The sequence below is a fragment of the Ahrensia marina genome (assembly GCF_001293565.1).
GTDB lineage: Bacteria > Pseudomonadota > Alphaproteobacteria > Rhizobiales > Rhizobiaceae > Ahrensia > Ahrensia marina.
In genome coordinates this window covers 1-17740 of the sequence record NZ_JXMU01000003.1, presented here as the reverse complement: position 1 = coordinate 17740, position 17740 = coordinate 1, and the positions used below count along the sequence as shown (strand labels likewise).

General features: G+C 49.3%; 16 protein-coding genes and 1 pseudogene. 6 read left to right on the top strand and 11 right to left on the bottom strand.

Annotation, left to right across the window (positions count from 1 at the left end):
- Positions 1–24 precede the first annotated feature (24 nt).
- Entirely contained in the window at positions 25–609 is a 585-nt protein-coding gene (locus SU32_RS02955) for a YceI family protein (RefSeq protein ID WP_053997851.1), read from the top strand.
- Positions 610–699: 90 nt separating this feature from the next.
- On the opposite strand, the gene SU32_RS02950 is transcribed toward SU32_RS02955, so the two are convergent.
- The 5 genes from SU32_RS02950 to SU32_RS02930 form a co-directional block, all read right to left on the bottom strand.
- Positions 700–1941, bottom strand: a complete 1242-nt coding sequence (locus SU32_RS02950; RefSeq protein ID WP_053997850.1) for a cytochrome b/b6 domain-containing protein — start codon at positions 1939–1941, stop codon at positions 700–702.
- Positions 1942–2042: 101 nt separating this feature from the next.
- Positions 2043–2957 carry a cytochrome c gene (locus SU32_RS02945; protein ID WP_053997849.1) on the bottom strand — a complete coding sequence of 305 codons (915 nt, stop codon included), beginning with the start codon at positions 2955–2957 and terminating at the stop codon, positions 2043–2045.
- Positions 2958–2971: 14 nt separating this feature from the next.
- A complete protein-coding gene (locus SU32_RS02940; RefSeq protein WP_053997848.1) occupies positions 2972–3415 on the bottom strand; it encodes a c-type cytochrome in 444 nt (147 codons plus the stop codon).
- 136 nt (positions 3416–3551) lie between these two features.
- A complete protein-coding gene (locus SU32_RS02935; protein ID WP_053997847.1) occupies positions 3552–4154 on the bottom strand; it encodes a superoxide dismutase in 603 nt (200 codons plus the stop codon).
- Between the two features lie 122 nt (positions 4155–4276).
- Complete coding sequence (locus tag SU32_RS02930) at positions 4277–5143, bottom strand: branched-chain amino acid aminotransferase (protein ID WP_053997846.1); 867 nt, start codon at positions 5141–5143, stop codon at positions 4277–4279.
- 178 nt (positions 5144–5321) lie between these two features.
- On the opposite strand from SU32_RS02930, the gene SU32_RS02925 reads away from it, so the two are divergent.
- Together SU32_RS02925 and SU32_RS02920 are read left to right on the top strand one after the other, a co-directional pair.
- Positions 5322–5981, top strand: a complete 660-nt coding sequence (locus SU32_RS02925) for a haloacid dehalogenase type II (RefSeq protein ID WP_053998062.1) — start codon at positions 5322–5324, stop codon at positions 5979–5981.
- Positions 5982–6141: 160 nt separating this feature from the next.
- Positions 6142–6873, top strand: a complete 732-nt coding sequence (locus SU32_RS02920; protein WP_053997845.1) for a L,D-transpeptidase — start codon at positions 6142–6144, stop codon at positions 6871–6873.
- A 64-nt stretch (positions 6874–6937) separates the two neighbouring features.
- Here the strand turns inward: SU32_RS02920 and SU32_RS02915 are convergent, their stop codons facing one another.
- On the bottom strand, positions 6938–8557 hold the full coding sequence (locus SU32_RS02915; protein WP_053997844.1) for a helicase HerA-like C-terminal domain-containing protein: 1620 nt from the start codon (positions 8555–8557) through the stop codon (positions 6938–6940).
- A gap of 168 nt (positions 8558–8725) precedes the next feature.
- On the opposite strand from SU32_RS02915, the gene SU32_RS02910 reads away from it, so the two are divergent.
- Together SU32_RS02910 and SU32_RS02905 are read left to right on the top strand one after the other, a co-directional pair.
- Positions 8726–9088 carry a hypothetical protein gene (locus tag SU32_RS02910; protein ID WP_053997843.1) on the top strand — a complete coding sequence of 121 codons (363 nt, stop codon included), beginning with the start codon at positions 8726–8728 and terminating at the stop codon, positions 9086–9088.
- A 78-nt stretch (positions 9089–9166) separates the two neighbouring features.
- A complete protein-coding gene (locus SU32_RS02905; RefSeq protein ID WP_053997842.1) occupies positions 9167–10510 on the top strand; it encodes a TIGR03808 family TAT-translocated repetitive protein in 1344 nt (447 codons plus the stop codon).
- Positions 10511–10516: 6 nt separating this feature from the next.
- On the opposite strand, the gene SU32_RS02900 is transcribed toward SU32_RS02905, so the two are convergent.
- Complete coding sequence (locus SU32_RS02900; RefSeq protein ID WP_053997841.1) at positions 10517–11527, bottom strand: asparaginase; 1011 nt, start codon at positions 11525–11527, stop codon at positions 10517–10519.
- 77 nt (positions 11528–11604) lie between these two features.
- On the opposite strand from SU32_RS02900, the gene SU32_RS02895 reads away from it, so the two are divergent.
- Complete coding sequence (locus SU32_RS02895) at positions 11605–12345, top strand: DUF3750 domain-containing protein (RefSeq protein ID WP_053997840.1); 741 nt, start codon at positions 11605–11607, stop codon at positions 12343–12345.
- Positions 12346–12355: 10 nt separating this feature from the next.
- Here the strand turns inward: SU32_RS02895 and SU32_RS02890 are convergent, their stop codons facing one another.
- The 4 genes and pseudogenes from SU32_RS02890 to SU32_RS02875 form a co-directional block, all read right to left on the bottom strand.
- The gene (locus SU32_RS02890) at positions 12356–13870 is read right to left on the bottom strand and encodes a phosphomannomutase/phosphoglucomutase (RefSeq protein WP_053997839.1); all 1515 of its coding nucleotides are present in this window, start codon (positions 13868–13870) and stop codon (positions 12356–12358) included.
- Between the two features lie 106 nt (positions 13871–13976).
- Entirely contained in the window at positions 13977–15896 is a 1920-nt protein-coding gene (gene dxs, locus SU32_RS02885) for a 1-deoxy-D-xylulose-5-phosphate synthase (protein WP_053997838.1), read from the bottom strand.
- Positions 15897–16083: 187 nt separating this feature from the next.
- A complete protein-coding gene (locus tag SU32_RS02880; RefSeq protein ID WP_053997837.1) occupies positions 16084–17436 on the bottom strand; it encodes an NAD(P)H-dependent oxidoreductase in 1353 nt (450 codons plus the stop codon).
- 92 nt (positions 17437–17528) lie between these two features.
- Positions 17529–17740, bottom strand: a pseudogene (locus SU32_RS02875) (UDP-glucose 4-epimerase); the annotation flags it as partial.

Genomic DNA, 17740 nt, shown 5'->3' with positions numbered 1-17740 from the left:
TAATTATGTTTAGGAACTAACACAATGAAACGTTTTGCCAAACTTGCTGCAGCACTTGTTGTTGCGACTTCAGCCGCAAGCATCACGACTGCCCAAGCAGCAGAGTGGACGCTTGATTCAAGCCACAGCCAGATTGTGTTTTCATATGACCACCTTGGTTTTTCAACAACAACCGGCATGTTCTCCGGATTTACAGGCGATATTACCTTCGACCCTGAAAACCCTGAAGCATCATCTGTTTCTGTTGAAATTCCAACAGAATCTCTCATCACAGGCTGGCCGGACCGTGACAAGCATTTCTTGAGTGCCGATTTCTTCGACAAGGAAGCGGCGCCACTTATCACTTTCAAGTCAACTTCGATTGAAGTGACCGGCGAGAACACGGCCAACATTACTGGCGATCTCACACTCAACAATGTGACAAAGCCTGTTGTCCTTGAAACAACTTTCAACGGTTCAAAAGAACACCCAATGGCGAAGAAGCCATGGGCCGGTTTTGATGCGTCAGCTCAGATCGTTCGCTCCGAGTTTGACATGGGGCAGTTCGCGCCGTTTGTTTCCGACGAAGTTGATATTAAAATTTCAGTAGAAGCGATGCCCGCTGAGTAACCACTCTCTTACAAAATTAAACCGCGCAGAGCCTTGGGGCTCTGCGCGGTTTTTATTTTAGCCCGCTTAGGTGGTTCTAGAGTTATCTACTCACTGCCTTTGTGCGACCAGATTGATGATAATCTCGACAGGGAAAGCGACTGAATCTTCATTTGCGTATTTCTCAGCCCCAACACCAAAGTCCATTCGGTTTACCCGGGTTATGGCTGTCATATTGGCAAGATCATCCTGAATGGAAAGCTTGAACTGCAAGGTGAAGGGCTTTGCAACGCCTGCGATTTCCAACGTGCCCACGGCTTCATATTCATCGCCACCAAGATGCCGGAACTCGCTGGACGTAAAACGTGCTTGCTTATGCTCCGCCACATTCAGGAAATCAGCGCTTTTTGCCTGATCAGATACCGTGCCGATTTGCAGACTTTCGACTGCGATGCGCGCGTCAACAAAAGCCGTTTCCAGATTATCCGGATCAAAATTTATTTGGGCATCCCAATTACTAAACTGCCCTTCAACGGGCGAACCAAGCTGCTGAATGCGGATTTTCAAACTGCTCTGTTCCGCGATAACTTTCCACACTGCCTCGCCTTCTACATCGGCATTTGCATTGCTAATCTGTGCTTGGGCCTCATTGTTGCGCGCCTCGCTTTTTGCACTGGCATTGAACCCTACGATGCCAAGCGCAGCCGACACCATGATTACGGCGACAAAAGCTGCCAAACCACTAGGTAAATGTTTTGCATCGCGGCGGGAAAGTTTAAAATCCTCGCTTAATTTTCCCGGAACCATACGGTCTACGGTGACATCTTTATCGATGATCAAGTGCTTTAGCGCGCCCCCAATATGGGCAATCAAGATCAGTGTTACGCCGAGAGCGAGAATCCAATGCATTGCAGAAAAAATCTTCGCCAGATTTTCATTCTGCGGCACAAAGAACAATGTCTGGCCAAACGGCCACCAAATGGGTGCAAAGCCCGTGCTTGAAGCATGATAAAGAATGCCTGTGACCGGCATGGCTAATATTGCGATATATAAAGTCCAATGGACTGTTTCAGCGGCAAAGGTTTCCATCTTTCTTTCAGGATGAAGCGGCGCCGGTCGCGGATTGATAAAGGCCCATCCGATGCGCAAAAGTGCAATTAGGAGAACCAGAACGCCCAAAGTTTTGTGCATTGAAAACACAAACACTTTTCGCGCAATCTCATTGGAATTGCCCTCAGGCAAATAGTTCATAAATGTTCCAACGATCAAAAGTCCTAAAATCAATAACGCTGTTAGCCAGTGGAAAATCTGCGCCACACTGCCGTAACGTTCTTTTGTGTTTGTCAGAGCCATAATTTTTTCCTGCAAAATGATGGAGATTTTCTACTCCATCATCAAGCAGGCGCAAGCGTCACGGGTGTGAACACGCTGTTAAAGGAACAGAGCTTTTAAGATTATTCCGGCTGAATATGCTTCAAGTAAGCGGCAATCGCATCGCGATCCTCTGCCGGCACAAATGCATAACTCGCCGTCACATCGGCCATTGAACTGCCGACTGAATCGAAGTCGGGCGTAAATCCTGTTTCAAGCAAATAGGCTATATCGGTTGCTGACCAGCTTTCAAGATCGTCCGGTCCGTTGGTAATGCCCGGAATACGACCGTCCCCTTCAGGTGACGGCGCGCCTTCAAGCCACTCACCACGCTTCATGCCGCCGGCCAGCGATCTTGGGGTGTGACACTCGCCGCAATGGCCCGGACCTTCAACCAGATAACGCCCGCGCAATAATTGTTCATCATCGCCCAAAGCCGCATCCGATATTACAGGCGCATCATTCAGATAGAGCTTTTTCCATAGTCCTAATCCGCGCCGGACATTGAAAGGAAAAGCAATATCAGAAGCTTTGTCCGGCTCGTCAGAGATCGGGAGCTGTTTTAAAAAAGCAAAAAGATCCGCGAGGTCGACTTCGCTCATATGCGTGTAGGATGCGTAGGGAAATGCCGGATAGTAGTGCCTGCCTTTAGGCGACACACCTTGCTTCATTGCATTGGCGAAATCTTCGAACGACCAATCCCCTAGACCATGCTCATTGCTCGGAGAAATGTTCGGTACCGCAAAGTCTCCAAAATCCGTCGCTAAAACCAAGCCGCCGGACAGAAGTTTCTTATCTTCACCGCTTGCTTCAGGCGCTGCATGGCAGGAAGCACAGCCGCCTGCCCAAAACAGGGTTTCACCATTTACCAAATCGGGTTGATGGCCTTCAACAGACGCAAGAACGCTCTCATCAAGCCTTTGCGGCGCTGTTAGAAACCAAAAAACAGCGCCGCCAATGAGGCCAATAAATACAAGGGCTGCAAGAAGACGTTTCAAGCCAAATCCCCGCGTTAGTTTTTGGACACCCTATATGCCTTATGACATGCGCCGCAATTGGCCGCGACTTTTCCGAAAGAAGCTTTAAAAGCATCGAGATCGGAAGGTGCTGCTGCAATTGCTTCGGCGGAATCGGCTTCAAACTTTGCAACAGCCGCTTCGAAACCTGCGCGATCTTCCCAAATTTTCGGGCTGGCCTCTGTATCACCGCCGGTTTCAGAACCTTCCGGAAACAGGCTGACAAAATCTTTAGCGACATCATTCATCGTTTGAAACGACTCAAGAGCGACTGCCGCATCGAAAGGTTTCTCACCTTTTATCATTTCGCTTGAGGCTTTCGCAGCCGCGCCCACCATTTTCATGGCTTTCTGGCGGTCCGAAATCGGGTCCTGAGCATAGGCTGCGCTTACCGCAATTAAGACGGCTGATAGTGAAATGGCTAGCTTACTAAAAGGCATGGCTTTCTCCCATTTTGCATGTCTGCAACCATTACTGCTGGCAAATGCTCTTGCGTCAAGTAAAACAATGTTTACCAACCCCTCCAACAAAAAACCCGGCTCGAAGGCCGGGTTCTTAAACACTGATAAAGGTGACTTATTTTGTCGCCTCTTCATACATTTTCTCAACATATTCCCAGTTGATCATGTTGTCGACAAATGCCTCGAGATATTTCGGGCGGGCATTGCGATAATCAATATAATAGGAATGTTCCCAAACATCGACGCCAAGGATTGGTGCAGCGCCATGTACCAATGGATTTTCTCCATTTGGTGTTTTCATGATTTCCAGCTTGCCGTCTTTTACAGCGACCCAAGCCCAGCCTGAACCGAACTGGCCAACACCTGCGGCAACGAAATCAGAGCGAAACTTATCAAAGCCACCAAGATCGCTGTCGAAAGCGGATTGTAGTTTACCAGGCAGCTTGTTGCCGCCGCCATCTTTTTTCATCCAGTTCCAAAAGTGGATATGGTTGTAGTGCTGACCGGCATTGTTAAAGAGAGCAGCGTTCGAGCCATGAGATTTTTTCACGATCTCTTCCAAAGAGAGATCAGCCATACCTGCTTCTTCAGCAAGCTCATTACCTTTAGTCACATAAGCATTGTGGTGCTTGTCATGGTGAAACTCTAGTGTTTCCGCAGACATATAAGGCGCGAGTGCATCATATGCATATGGAAGTTCTGGAAGTTTGAAGGCCATTTTCTTGTCCTCTTCATAGTTAAATCAATCTGACACGGCACTGCGCGTCCGCTCACAAAGTACATAGTTGTTCTATACTGTTACGACAACGGGCTGTTGCTATTTGACTGAAATAAATTCAATCAGCTATGCGCCCATTCCCAATATAGTTCACGGGCTTTTTTCGCCACAGGCCCCGCCTGCAACTCTCGGTCTTCTACCTTGATAATAGGTACAACCTTTGAATGGTTCCCTGTTGAGAAAATTTCATCGGCTTCCATCACATCATTCATGGTCACGGTCTGCTCTTTAGTCTTGAATCCGTAGCCCAAAAGCAAATCCATAACGCGATAACGTGTAATACCTGTCAGGAAAGAACCGTTACCGGCCGGTGTGATTACCTGCCCGTCTTTGACAAGGAAAATGTTTGACGTGCCTGTTTCACAGATGTTGCCAAGCATGTCGCGCGTCAGACAATTATCAAATCCGCGCTTTTTGGCTTCAAGAACCGCACGTGCATTATTGGGATAAAGGCAACCGGCTTTTGCATCTGTTGGCATAGTTTCCATAGTCGGGCGACGGAAAGGCGACAGGGAGACAGAGAAACCCTTCGGCTCAATCATCGGAGATTCAAACAGACACAGTGCAAAACGTGTTGATTCCGGATCAGCAGGAACAGACATGTAACCGCCATGCTCTGCCCAATACATTGGCCGGATATAAACGGCGGTTTTGCCATCAAATTTCTTCAGCCCGTCATTCGCCAATGAGATAATCTCGTCGGTTTCCATTGTAGGCTTAAGCCCGAGCGCAATAGCAGACCGGTTGACGCGCGCGCAGTGTAAATCGAGATCAGGTGCCACACCTTCAAACCAGCGCGCACCGTCAAATACCGTCGATCCCAGCCATACAGCATGGGTGCGTGCGCCCATAATCGGCACATTGCCCTCGTGCCAGTCGCCATCCACATAAGTCCAAGTCTGGCTTTGCGCCTTTGTATCAACCGTCATTGATTGTCTCCTTTTGGCGGCAGGCTTCGATTATTTTTGCAAATAGGTCAATCCTATTGTGTCAAATCAGCCATAACTGTCTCAAACTTCTTTCTCAGCAGTTTTGACGCAACACTGAATGCAGGTTATTGGTTTTCAGAATATTATTACCGATGGTTTGCCAGAGAAGATTACGCCTATGAGTTCCGATGCCTATGTATTTGATGCCTATGGCACCTTGTTTGACGTGCATTCTGCGGTACGCAAACATGCTGATGCTTTAGGTCCGGCAGGCGCCCGTATGAGTCAGGTTTGGCGCCAGAAACAGCTGGAATATTCCTGGGTACGAAGCCTTATGGGCTCCTACACCGACTTTTGGAAACTGACTGAAGAATCATTGGACTTTGCTTTGGCGGCCAATGATCTTGGTGATAAAACCGGCCATTTACGTGAAATTCTATTGGAAGCGTATTGGACTTTGGATTGCTATCCCGAAGTGCCCGACGTGTTAAAGCAGTTACGTAAAAACGGCGCACGCATCGGCATTTTATCCAACGGATCACCTGAAATGCTGAACGCTGCGATTGAGTCGTCAGATCTTGGTGAATTAATTGACGATGTTTTTTCCGTCGATGCCGTCAAAAAGTTCAAGACGGCACCGGATGTATACCGCATGGTCACCGACAGCTGGGACATGAGGGCCAAAAAAATATCGTTTCAATCATCCAATCGATGGGATATCGCAGGCGCTACCAAATTCGGTTTTAAAACTGTTTGGATTAACCGCACCGAACAGCCGGATGAATACAAATCATATGCACCTGACAAAACAATCCTAACTCTCAACGAGTTACTATAATTTGACGTTAGCGAACGTCGCTTTAGGCGCAACGACAGCGTTGCCAAAGCGTCACAGCCGGGCAACTTCGTGTGCCTTCAACGCTTCCCAATGGCGATTGGACTTTTCAGCAGACTCGGCTTTTCGTACTTAAATTGCACCAAGCGAATCAGGGTGTGATATGCAAAAGATAAACCGACGTAATATTCTTCAATTCGGCGCCTTAGCTCCTCTTGCCATGACTGGCGCATGTGCGACGGTTGAAGGTGAGACAAAAGCTGGCAATGAGACCTCTTCTCGTATTAAAAATCCGCTCCCGTTCTCCAGGACGTTGGAACTTCCCCCATTTGAAGAAATGTACGCAGCAAAAACCGACGGCGGATTTTCTATCCCTGCTGTACCTTATCAAAAAATCAATGAGCGCTACCTTCGTCAGGTCGTAAACGATCCAACAGGCGAAAAGCCCGGGACAATCGTTGTCGATACACGCACACACCACCTGTTTCTTGTCCTGCCTGGCCGCAAAGCCGTACGTTATGGCGTTGGATTGGGCCGTGCAGGATTCGAATGGTCCGGCCGTGCCGAAGTGAAGCGTAAGGCATCATGGCCAAAATGGCATCCACCGGAAGAAATGATTGAACGCGAGCCGAAACTGGAAAAATACCGCACGACATATAATCGGGAAACCGACACATATGAAGGTGGTATGGAAGGCGGCCCATTCAACCCATTGGGCGCGCGCGCATTGTATCTCTATCAAGGCAATGTCGACACGCTTTACCGTTTGCACGGCTCACCGGAATGGAACTCGATTGGCAAATCGGTTTCTTCAGGCTGCGTTCGCCTTATGAACCAGGACGCGATAGATTTGCATGACCGCGCAAAAACCGGCGCTGAAGTTCTCGTACGCTGAACTAAAAAATAGCCCAATAAAAAAGCGCCCCTAGAGGCGCTTTTTTCGTGCTCATTGTTTGTCCTTACAGACCACGCTTAATTGATCCTAGAATTCCGCGAACTAAAGCTTTTCCTAGCGAAGTCGATACACTGCGCACGATTGACTTAACAGCCGCCTCGGTTGGCGTTTGCCGGTTTCCGTATCGGGAACGTTTACGAGATGAAGATTTGCGCTTCTTAGAACGGCGCCGGCGATCGCGATCATAATCACGGTCGTCATCGTCGTCATCATCGTCAAAGCCCGGCAAGCGCCACTTGGAGCGTGCGCTGCTATCGCGATCATCATCCTCTTCCTCGCGCCGACGTTCCTCTTCCTCAAGCTCTGCCTGTTTCTTGGCGCGCGCCTCAAGTTTTTCAAACGCGCTTTCGCGGTCCAGCACTTCGTCATACTGGCCCAAGATCGGGCTTTGTTTGATGTATTCTGCTCGCTCCGTATCGTTTAAAGGACCAAGCCGTGATGATGGCGGGCGAATGAGTGTTCGCTGCACCATGCCGGGCACACCTTTTGCTTGAAGCGTCGAAACCAGCGCTTCGCCGACACCCAATTGTGTAATCGTTTCAAAACAATCAAAATCCGGATTTGGCCGGAATGTGTCAGCGGCTGTTTTTACCGCTTTTTGTTCCCGCGGCGTATAGGCGCGCAGAGCATGTTGAATACGGTTACCAAGCTGGGATAATACACGATCAGGAACGTCAAGCGGATTTTGCGTTACGAAAAAGACACTGACGCCTTTTGAACGTATCAGGCGCACCACCTGCTCTACCCGCTCGATCAGAATGTCCGGCGCTTCTGAAAACAGCAAATGCGCTTCATCAAAGAAGAACACCAAGCGAGGTTTATCAGGATCGCCGATTTCAGGCAGTTCTTCAAACAGCTCGGAAAGCAACCAAAGCAAAAACACACCGTAAAGGCGCGGGTTCATCATCAACTGGTCGGCGGCTAATACACTAATCGCGCCGCGCCCGTCCGGTGTTGTCCGCATCAGGTCAGAAATTTTAAGCGCTGGCTCGCCAAAGAACAGTTCCGCATGCTGCTGTTCCAAAACAAGCAATTTACGCTGAATTGCGCCAATTGACTGTTTGTTGACGGAACCATATTCGCCTGACAATTCCGAAGCATGTTCCGCCATATGCAAAAGCAATGACCTCAGATCTTTCATATCGAGAAGCAAAAGCCCCTCTTCATCGGCCAGCTTGAAGGCAATATTGATAATGCCTTCCTGAGCGTCCGTCAGATCCATCATACGCGAAAGAAGCAGCGGTCCCATTTCCGTAATAGTCGCGCGGATGGGATGGCCTTTTTCTCCGAACAGATCCCAAAAGAGAACCGGAAATTCTTGGAAAACATAATCTTCGAAGCCGATTTTCGCTGCGCGTTCAGTCAAGAACTCCTTGCCAACGGCGGAACCCATCGCAGCAATGCCCGAAAGGTCTCCTTTCACATCAGCACAAAAAACCGGAACACCGGCATTTGAAAACCCTTCTGCAAGTATCTGCAGCGTGACAGTCTTACCGGTACCGGTTGCTCCGGTGATCAAACCGTGCCGGTTTGCATATGCCAGAGACATAAATTCTTTTTGCTGAATACTATCATCAGGTTTCCGGCTGGTGCCAAGAAAAATGCTATTCGTCGGTTCGCTCATTTGATCGCTTCCGTTAAACTTTCTATCCTTTGGCTATACCAGCCACAGTCCGTCAAACAATGGCTAAGGATTTTTTTTGCTGCAAGCCAAACAATTCAGTTAGTGCCTTGCATTCATCTGAAATTATGAACATATGACGTAAACGTCAAAATTTTTCGGAGATAAACAATGGAACAACTCATCGCACGTATCGTGGACAATGTAGGAATTGACGCGGACAAAGCACAAAGCGCTGTCGCGGCAATCCTCGCTTTCCTTCAAAAAGAGGGTCCAGCAGACGAAGTTGGACAGATGCTTGCGGCTGTTCCAGGTTCACAGGAAGCCATTGCCAATGCTGATAGCGGCGGGTTCCTTTCCGGTGCAATGCCAGGTGTAATGGGCCTCGGTTCCCAGCTCATGGGCATGGGACTGGGAATGGGCGAAATCCAAGGTGTCGCCAAAGAAACGATTGCATTTGCCAAAGAAAAGGCCGGTGAAGAAACTGTCGACAACGTGATTGCAGCTATTCCGGGTCTTGGTCAGTTTATCTAACCGCTCTGACCTCACCTTACGAAACATGATCCCGGCCTCGCGTCGGGATTTTGGTATGTACTTTGCAATGGGTTGTTCATGAACAACCGATTGACCAACAGACGCCAGTTTTTGATCCAAGCTGGTACATTAATGACAGGTCTGGGTTTTACCCGTCCCGTTTTGGCACGCGATGCGCGTGAATTCGGTGTCATTCCCGACAAACGCGAAGACCAGTCTGTAGCCTTTCAAAAAATGCTTGATACGGCCGACAGGCAGCGCAGCAGGATTTATCTCGCTCATGGCACATACGCCATATCTGGGATCAGGCTGCCCGATTTTGTCGATTTGGCTGGCACGGGCGATCAAACGGCCCTCATCAATACAACACGCAATCCATTATTTGCGGCTCAACATAGTTCGCGCGTGATGATGGACAATATTCTGGTCGATGGTGTGCATTTGGGGCACGATGATGAGAATTTCGCCCTGATTGATTTGCGACGTGTCAGCAATGTTGAATTGACCGGATTAATGATCAGGCGGGCGAAACACGATGCATTGCGACTAGAACAGTGCGGCGGCTTGATCAAGCGATGTACGATTTCCGGTGCCGGACGTCTGGGCTTGTTTTCCATGGAAAGCAAAGCCTTGCAGATCAGTGAAAACACGGTTGAGGACTGCGCCGATGGCGGCATCATCGTTCACCGCCATAGTCAAGGATATGATGGCGCTCGCATTAATCATAATATTATACGCCGCATTTCAGCATCGCGTGGCGGTACAGGACAATGGGGCAACGGTATCAACATCTATAAAACAAATGATGTTGAGATAATCGCAAACAAAGTTGAAGATTGTGCCTTTTCGGCCATTCGCGCAAACACCGCACAAGACTTCAAGATGAACGACAACACGTGTCTGAGATCAGGTGAAACCGCAATCTACGCCGAATTTGCATTTCGCAATGCAGAGATCAAAAACAATATAGTGATTGACGCTGCGAACGGCATATCCGCAGTGAATGCTGATGTTGGTGGCGGCGGCGCTGTCATTACCGGCAATATCGTGAAAAACATAAACGCTATCGGGCCTTATGATCCGCCCAGCACAACATTAGGTAACGGTATCAGTGTCGAGGCCGATATTTTGGTTGCGGGAAACACAATCGAAAATACTGCCCGCTACGGCATCAATGCCGGCTGGGGTCCGCATTTGCGTAATGTCGATGTCATAGGCAACACGCTCAAATACAGCCGGATAGGTATTGGTATTTCGGCCGCCAAAGGCGCAGGTGCCATCAATATCAAAGGCAATCAGATCAGTGCGCGCGAAGGCAATATCCATACGCATGAGTGGGAAAAGCTCAATCCAATTGATATTGGGCTAAACCCGGCACAGGCCCCCGCACACATCACATTAGAAGGCAATATTACCAGCTAGAAAGCTTTACAAAGGAACGGATCGCATCTCACCGGTGTTAATACCGTTCCAGTTGTTGATCGGTCTTGTTGTAAGTGCTGATATTGCTTCACCCAGATCAGTATCATTGCCAAGCAGCTTATGCAGCACACCAGCCAGCATCATTTCTGCTGCACGCTCTGCGCCATCATCAGCTTTCAGTGCAATGCCGAGACCAAGTTCAGGTATGGCGCCGGTGTAAACACCTTCCGCGCCAACTTTCGTAAAAATTCGCCCCTTACCAATTTCCATAACGCGGGTGCAAAAACGGTTGGTACCAGCCATATACCAAGGCTCTGCCATACAGGCCTGCATCAGGCGTTTGGCGCTTTTGGCGCGAACAGGCTCAAGACCGGTGCCGGTTCCAAGCTTTGCAAATCCCTGCGCCAAGCCTTTCAGGCTTGCCGCCAGTGTCGGCGCCGAGCAGCCATCAACACCGCATTGATCTCCCGGGATTGCCTCGCCTGTCACATCTTCCATGGTCGCCACGATATCGCGTTGCAATTCATGACCCGTGTTCAAATAATCATCCGTTTTCATACCGCTATGCTTGGCGCAACACAGAAAACCGGCATGTTTGCCAGAGCAATTATTGTGTAATTGTGAAGGCTCCTCGCCAGCGCGCGCCATCTCAATCTTGGCTTTTTCAGCAGCCGCACCAATTAAAGGCCAATGCGCGCCGCATTCCAGATCAGACTCAGCTAAACCTGCTGCGCCGAGCATTTTATCCGCCGTTTGAGCGTGTCCCGGTTCTGATGAATGGGAAGCGCATGCGAGTGATAATTCAACATTATCGAAACCATAAGCATCCGCCGCACCGCTCTCCACAAGTGGCAGTGCCTGAATCATTTTCATTGCCGAACGCGGATATACAGGCTTGTCCACACTGCCTACCGAAAACAGTGTGTGGCCATCGGCATCAACTACCGCAATTGAGCCACGGTGCACGCTCTCTACGATAGCGCCTCTAATCAGTTCAACAAGAATTGGATGGTTCAAGTGATGCTCCACGCTCGAAATAATTCAGCCTCATTTAACCGCTATTCCTATCGCAATTATTGAATAAAGATAGCCCGATGCGTTTCGTTTTCCGTTACAGTTTTGTTTTCATATTGCTATTTCTGCTTCCCACTATTGGTGCAGCAGCCTGGTGGACCAGCGTTGATCGGCCGGTCTCATGGCGTAATGCGAACTGGGCTTCATCCGGTCTCTTTTTAGATCAATCCGACAAAGGACAAGCTGCGATATATATAATGGCTGCGCGTACCGGCGGCTTTAAAGGTGCATTTTCCGTCCATAGCTGGATTGTCATCAAGCACCGCGATCAGGACCAATATGACCGGTATGACAAAGTTGGGTGGGGCAATCCTGTACGCAAAAATCATCGTGCGGCTGACGCATATTGGTACTCAAATATGCCGATGATTGTTACCAAGATATCCGGTGAAGAAGCCGAACGCCTTATCCCGAAAGTAGAAAACGCAATTGCCGCTTACAGATTTTCAAATGCGGGCGATTATAAAATCTGGCCCGGCCCGAATTCCAATACATTTGTTGCTGAAGTCCTGCGCAATGTACCGGAGCTAAACACGACCTTGCCGCCCAACGCTGTTGGCAAAGACTATTTGGGTGATGGCACATGGTTTATGCGCACAGAGAATAACAGCGATACCTTTATCAATTTCGGCGGCTATATTGGCATTGCTTATGGTCGAACTGTCGGGTTCGAATTGCAATTTCTGGGGCAAACAATCGGTTTTGATATACAAAAGCCGGCAATTAAATTGCCGGCCTTTGGGCGTTTAGAATTGAGTTGATGGCTATGTCTTAAATTGACTGGTTGTATTCACCAACTTCGTCATTTTCACGCAGCACGGCGTCAACTGCCTTAAACATCTCCAGCTTGCGCTCTTCTGATACAGGGCTTTCAACGACGACAACCAATTCAGGTTTGTTTGAAGACGCACGCACCAAGCCCCAGGTGCCATCGTCGCTGACAACTCTCACGCCGTTTACCGTTATCAGATCAACGATATCATGGCCTGCAATCTTTTCGCCGGCTTCTTTCATTGCCTCGAAACGTGCAACAACTTTCTCCACAATGCCGTATTTTGTTTCATCGGCACAATGCGGCGACATTGTTGGCGATCCATATGTCAGCGGCAAATCGCGATAAAGATCAGCCATGGATTTATCCGGATTGCGATCTAGCATTTCACACACTGCTATGCCTGTGACGATGCCATCATCATAACCGCGACCAATTGGCGGGTTGAAAAAGAAGTGGCCGGATTTTTCAAAACCAGCAATGGCACCCAGTTCCGCGACGCGGCGTTTAATATATGAATGGCCTGTTTTATAATAATCCGTTGTTGCGCCCTGCTCTTTCAAAACCGGGTCCGTCATATAAAGGCCTGTTGATTTAACATCGGCAACAAATACTGAATTTTCGTGATTTGCAGAAATATCACGCGCCAGCATGACCCCGACTTTGTCGGCAAAAATCTCATTGCCTTCATTGTCCACTACGCCGCAGCGGTCACCATCACCGTCAAAGCCAAGGCCGATATCTGCGCCTGTTTCCAAAACCTTATCACGGATGGCATGGAGCATTTCCATGTCTTCCGGATTCGGGTTATAACGCGGGAAAGTGTGATCAAGCTCGGCATCAAGCGGGATGACTTCCACCCCGATGCGTTCCAAAGCTTCCGGCGCAAATGCGCCAGCAGTACCGTTACCGCAAGCTGCGACGACTTTCAGCTTGCGTTTGATCTGCTTGCCTTCAACAAGATCAGAAATGTACTTTTCACGGAAGCCTTCAACATATTCATATGAGCCACCGCCAGCGGTTTCAAAATCACCTTCAAGCACGATGTTTTTAAGCTCGTTCATTTCATCAGGGCCAAATGTTAAAGGGCGGTCACAGCCCATTTTAACACCTGTCCACCCGTTTTCGTTGTGCGAAGCAGTAACCATCGCCACAGATGGAACATCAAGCTCGAACTGGCCAAAATACGCCATAGGCGAAAGCGCCAGACCGACGTCTTTCACTTTCATACCGGCAGCCATAAGTCCCTGAACAAGCGCCAGTTTGATCGACAAAGAGTAACTTCTAAAATCATGGCCCACGACAATACCGCGATCAATGCCGCGACGACCGATCATGGTGCCTATGCCCATCCCCAGTGCCTGAATGCCGATTAAATTAAGTTCCGGCACTTTGTCCGAGGCCGGATGGCCAAACCACCAGCGGGCATCGTATTCGCGAAAACCTGTTGGTTTGACGAGCGCTGTTGTTTCAAATGCATAGGTGTTCGGGCTGAGTTCGGAGGCCGGTTTCATTCACATGTCCATTCTATGAAAATTGATCACTTCATACGTCAAATTTGTCACTTAGAACCTTAAAGCGAAAGAACAATGAATAAATTGGACTTCCGTCGTTCATTTGCTAGGCGCGGATGTTGGGCACATCAACTTTGTCACGTCCCAGTGCAGCAAAAACAGTTTTAACAATATTTGCTGCATCAAGTCCGGCAAGTTCATAAAGACGTTCCGGTGAAGCCTGCTCAAAAAAGCGGTCCGGCATAAACATCGAGCGGAAACGTACTGATCCATCAAGATAGCCGCGGCTGCTTAACAGCTGCGCCACATGACTGCCAAAACCGCCAATTGAACCTTCTTCAACCGTGATAATCAATTCATGGTTACGCGCCAGATTCTCTATTAAATCTTCGTCTATTGGCTTGGCAAAGCGGGCGTCTGCAACAGTTGTTGAAAGGCCGTATGTTTCCAGATCTTCGGCGGCCAACAGCGCCTCTTTGAGCCTTGCGCCCAAGGAAACAATAGCAACTTTGCTTCCCTCGCGCATGATGCGCCCCTTGCCAATCTGAAGCACTTCTCCGCGATCCGGCATATCGACACCAACGCCCTCGCCGCGCGGATATCTAAAGGCCATTGGCCCTTCATCATATTCTGCGGCCGTGCGCACCATATGTTTTAATTCGGCCTCATCTCCCGCAGCCATAACGACCATATTGGGAATACAGCTTAAATAGGCGACATCAAACGAACCGGCATGTGTGGAGCCATCTGCGCCGACGAAACCGGCACGGTCAATCGGAAAGCGGACCGGCAGGTTCTGAATTGCGCAATCATGGACGACCTGATCATAGGCCCGTTGCAGAAATGTTGAATAGATGGCGCAAAACGGCTTCATCCCGTCAGCAGCCATTCCTGCTGCAAATGTCACCGCATGTTGTTCGGCGATACCAACATCATAAGTGCGGTCGGGGTGAATTTGTTCGAATATATCGACACCGGTTCCGCCGGGCATAGCTGCTGAAATGGCAACAATTCGATCATCGAACGTGCCTTCCTGCGCCAAAGATTGGCCGAACACCTTCGTATAGCTGGGCGCATTTGGTTTTGCCTTCGCCTGCGCTCCTGTAACAACATCGAATTTGCTGACGCCGTGATATTTATCGCTTGCCGCTTCAGCAGGCGCGTAACCTTTGCCCTTTTGTGTCACGACATGAATGAGGATCGGGCCAACCTTGGCATCGCGTGCATTGCGCAGGACGGGCAAAAGATGTTCCAGATTATGACCATCAATCGGACCAACATAGAAAAAGCCCATCTCTTCAAACAGCGTGCCACCTGACCAGAACGCGCGCGCATATTCTTCAGTTTTGCGCGCTTTATCCTGAAAGAACTTCGGCAAGCGTTTGGAGAGCTGTTTGGCGGACTCGCGCAATGAAATATAGGTTTTTCCTGAAACCAGACGCGCAAGATATGCACTCATTGCGCCTGTTGGTGGCGCGATAGACATATCATTGTCATTGAGGATTACGATTTGCTGTGCATCAATAGCGCCAGCATTGTTCATCGCCTCATAGGCCATACCCGCAGACATCGACCCATCACCAATGACAGAAACCACATTGCGATGCTTACCTTGCAGACGCGCAGCTTCCACCATTCCAAGGCCGGCTGAAATTGATGTCGAAGAGTGGGCAGCTCCAAATGGGTCAAATTCGCTTTCAGAGCGTTTGGTAAAGCCGGAAAGACCGTCTTCCTTGCGAATAGTCGCCATCTGTGACCTTCGGCCTGTCAGCATTTTATGCGGGTAACATTGATGTCCTACATCCCACAAAATACGGTCGTGCGGCGTATCAAAAACATGGTGTAAAGCCACGGTCAGTTCGACAACACCAAGATTGGACCCCAAATGGCCACCGGACTGCGATACCGAATAGACAAGATCGGCACGCAATTCATCAGCCAGTTGCGGCAAGTCTGTATCAGGGATTTCTTTAAGGTCAGATGGTGAGTTGATCCGGTCAAGCAGTGGCGTAGCGGGCTTCGTCATATTTTTCAGTCACTCCTGACACCACTACGCTTTGAACTTTAAAACGCCGTGTGGCATTTGCGTATAGTGCTTCTTATTACACTACTATGTCCGGCTTTCATAAACGCGGCAATGTGGCAATTGTTTGCATGTAATGTCCGGCTTTAACTTAGAAGGGTGCCATGCTGCAAGCTTGCACCCGTGACAATCAGTGCATGCTGTCCGGAATATGGGTTGAGCCCCAGACCATAATGTCCTGCCGCGCCCGCAACTTCGTAATGTGCGAGCCTGCCTTCGGACGGGCATTCGAAAAGGTTATCAATTCACCCCGCTTTATGTCCTGCAATGCAGTTCCGTCTTGCAGCAATCCACAAGGAACGGCTGTTTTAGCGCGTGCTTCAAGCGCAGTCATTGTCCATGAGCGATAACAATATTCGCCTACAGCGTCCAAGACTTCTCCAGCTTTGATGTCACGTTTGGCAACGGCACAAACATCAGCGACCGGTTTTGCAAGCGGCACCATATCGGCTTTGCCCCGCAATACCACTCGTGCAGCGGTTAATGGCACTTCTAAAGAGGTCAGATGGTAAGGTCGGTGAAAAGTGAAATACGGCCCCTGCCCCATTTTCAAATCTGCCATGCGCTCATGAATGCGCGGATGTTCGGCCTTTATCACGACAAATACGCCGGGCGACACACCCTTTCCGATGGAGTAATCGACACAGCCGGATTTTGTCAGTACGCCACCATCTTCAATAGGAATGAGCGTATTTGCCAATTCGTCAACGCCTGCGCTTGGTCCGTGCATACCGGGCACATCGGGCACAAGACCTGTTGCATTGGCGATTGCCGCCATCTCAACCATGGTTTTCGAGCCGTCAACGAACTCAACCAACATGCGTACATTCATGTTACGGCGCTCTGCTTCCCCCATGTAGTCATCAGGCACAGCATGAAAATCGAGCGGGTTGTTCTTGCCCTTACCAGCCGAAACAACCGAATGCCCCATCGCTGTGACGAACTCGATCAGCTCCATACATGAAGATGGCTCATCACCGGCACCCAGCGTGTAAATCACACCCGCCTTGTCTGCTTCAGATTTCAGGTAAGGGCCGATACATACATCGCACTCCACATTCATCATGATCAAATGCTTGCCAAACCCTATCGCACGCATACCGATATCGGCACCGGCTTCGGGAATACCCGTCGCATCGATAATGACATCAATCATGTCATGGCTCAGCGCCAAATCCATATCCTGCGTGACCGCGATCTTACCGGCCTCCATAGCAACCGACATCTCATCATGGGTCGATGTATCGATCGTATGCCCGTCCTCACCGTAAGCAAGCCGCGCGGCGCCATGCGCTTTTCCCTTTGTACGCTCGACAACGATGCCAACATTGATGCCCTGCATCATGGCAACTTGGGTAAAAATATCGGTTCCCATTTCACCAGTACCGACAAGGCCAATGCGAATTGGTTTTCCGTTTTCTTCAAGCGCTTTAAGTTCTGCGGCTAAACCGACAAGTTGCACATTGGGCTGAAAAGGAAACAAGAGATCACTCCAAAAACAATGCGCCTTTTTTCACGCTGATCAAGAAAAAAGCAATATTGCTTTTTGATTTTATTGTTCAACATGAACGCGCTTTAGGTTCTGTAGCCGTTCGGATTTTGCGACTGCCATCGCCAGGTATCAATGCACATGTCCTCAAGCGATTTGCTCGCCTTCCAGTTTATGAGCGCTTCGGCTTTTGACGCATCGGCATAACATGAAGCAATATCGCCCGGTCGGCGTGCTGTAATTTCATAAGGCACTTTTTGACCACTCGCACTTTCAAACGCGCTCACCATCTCAAGAA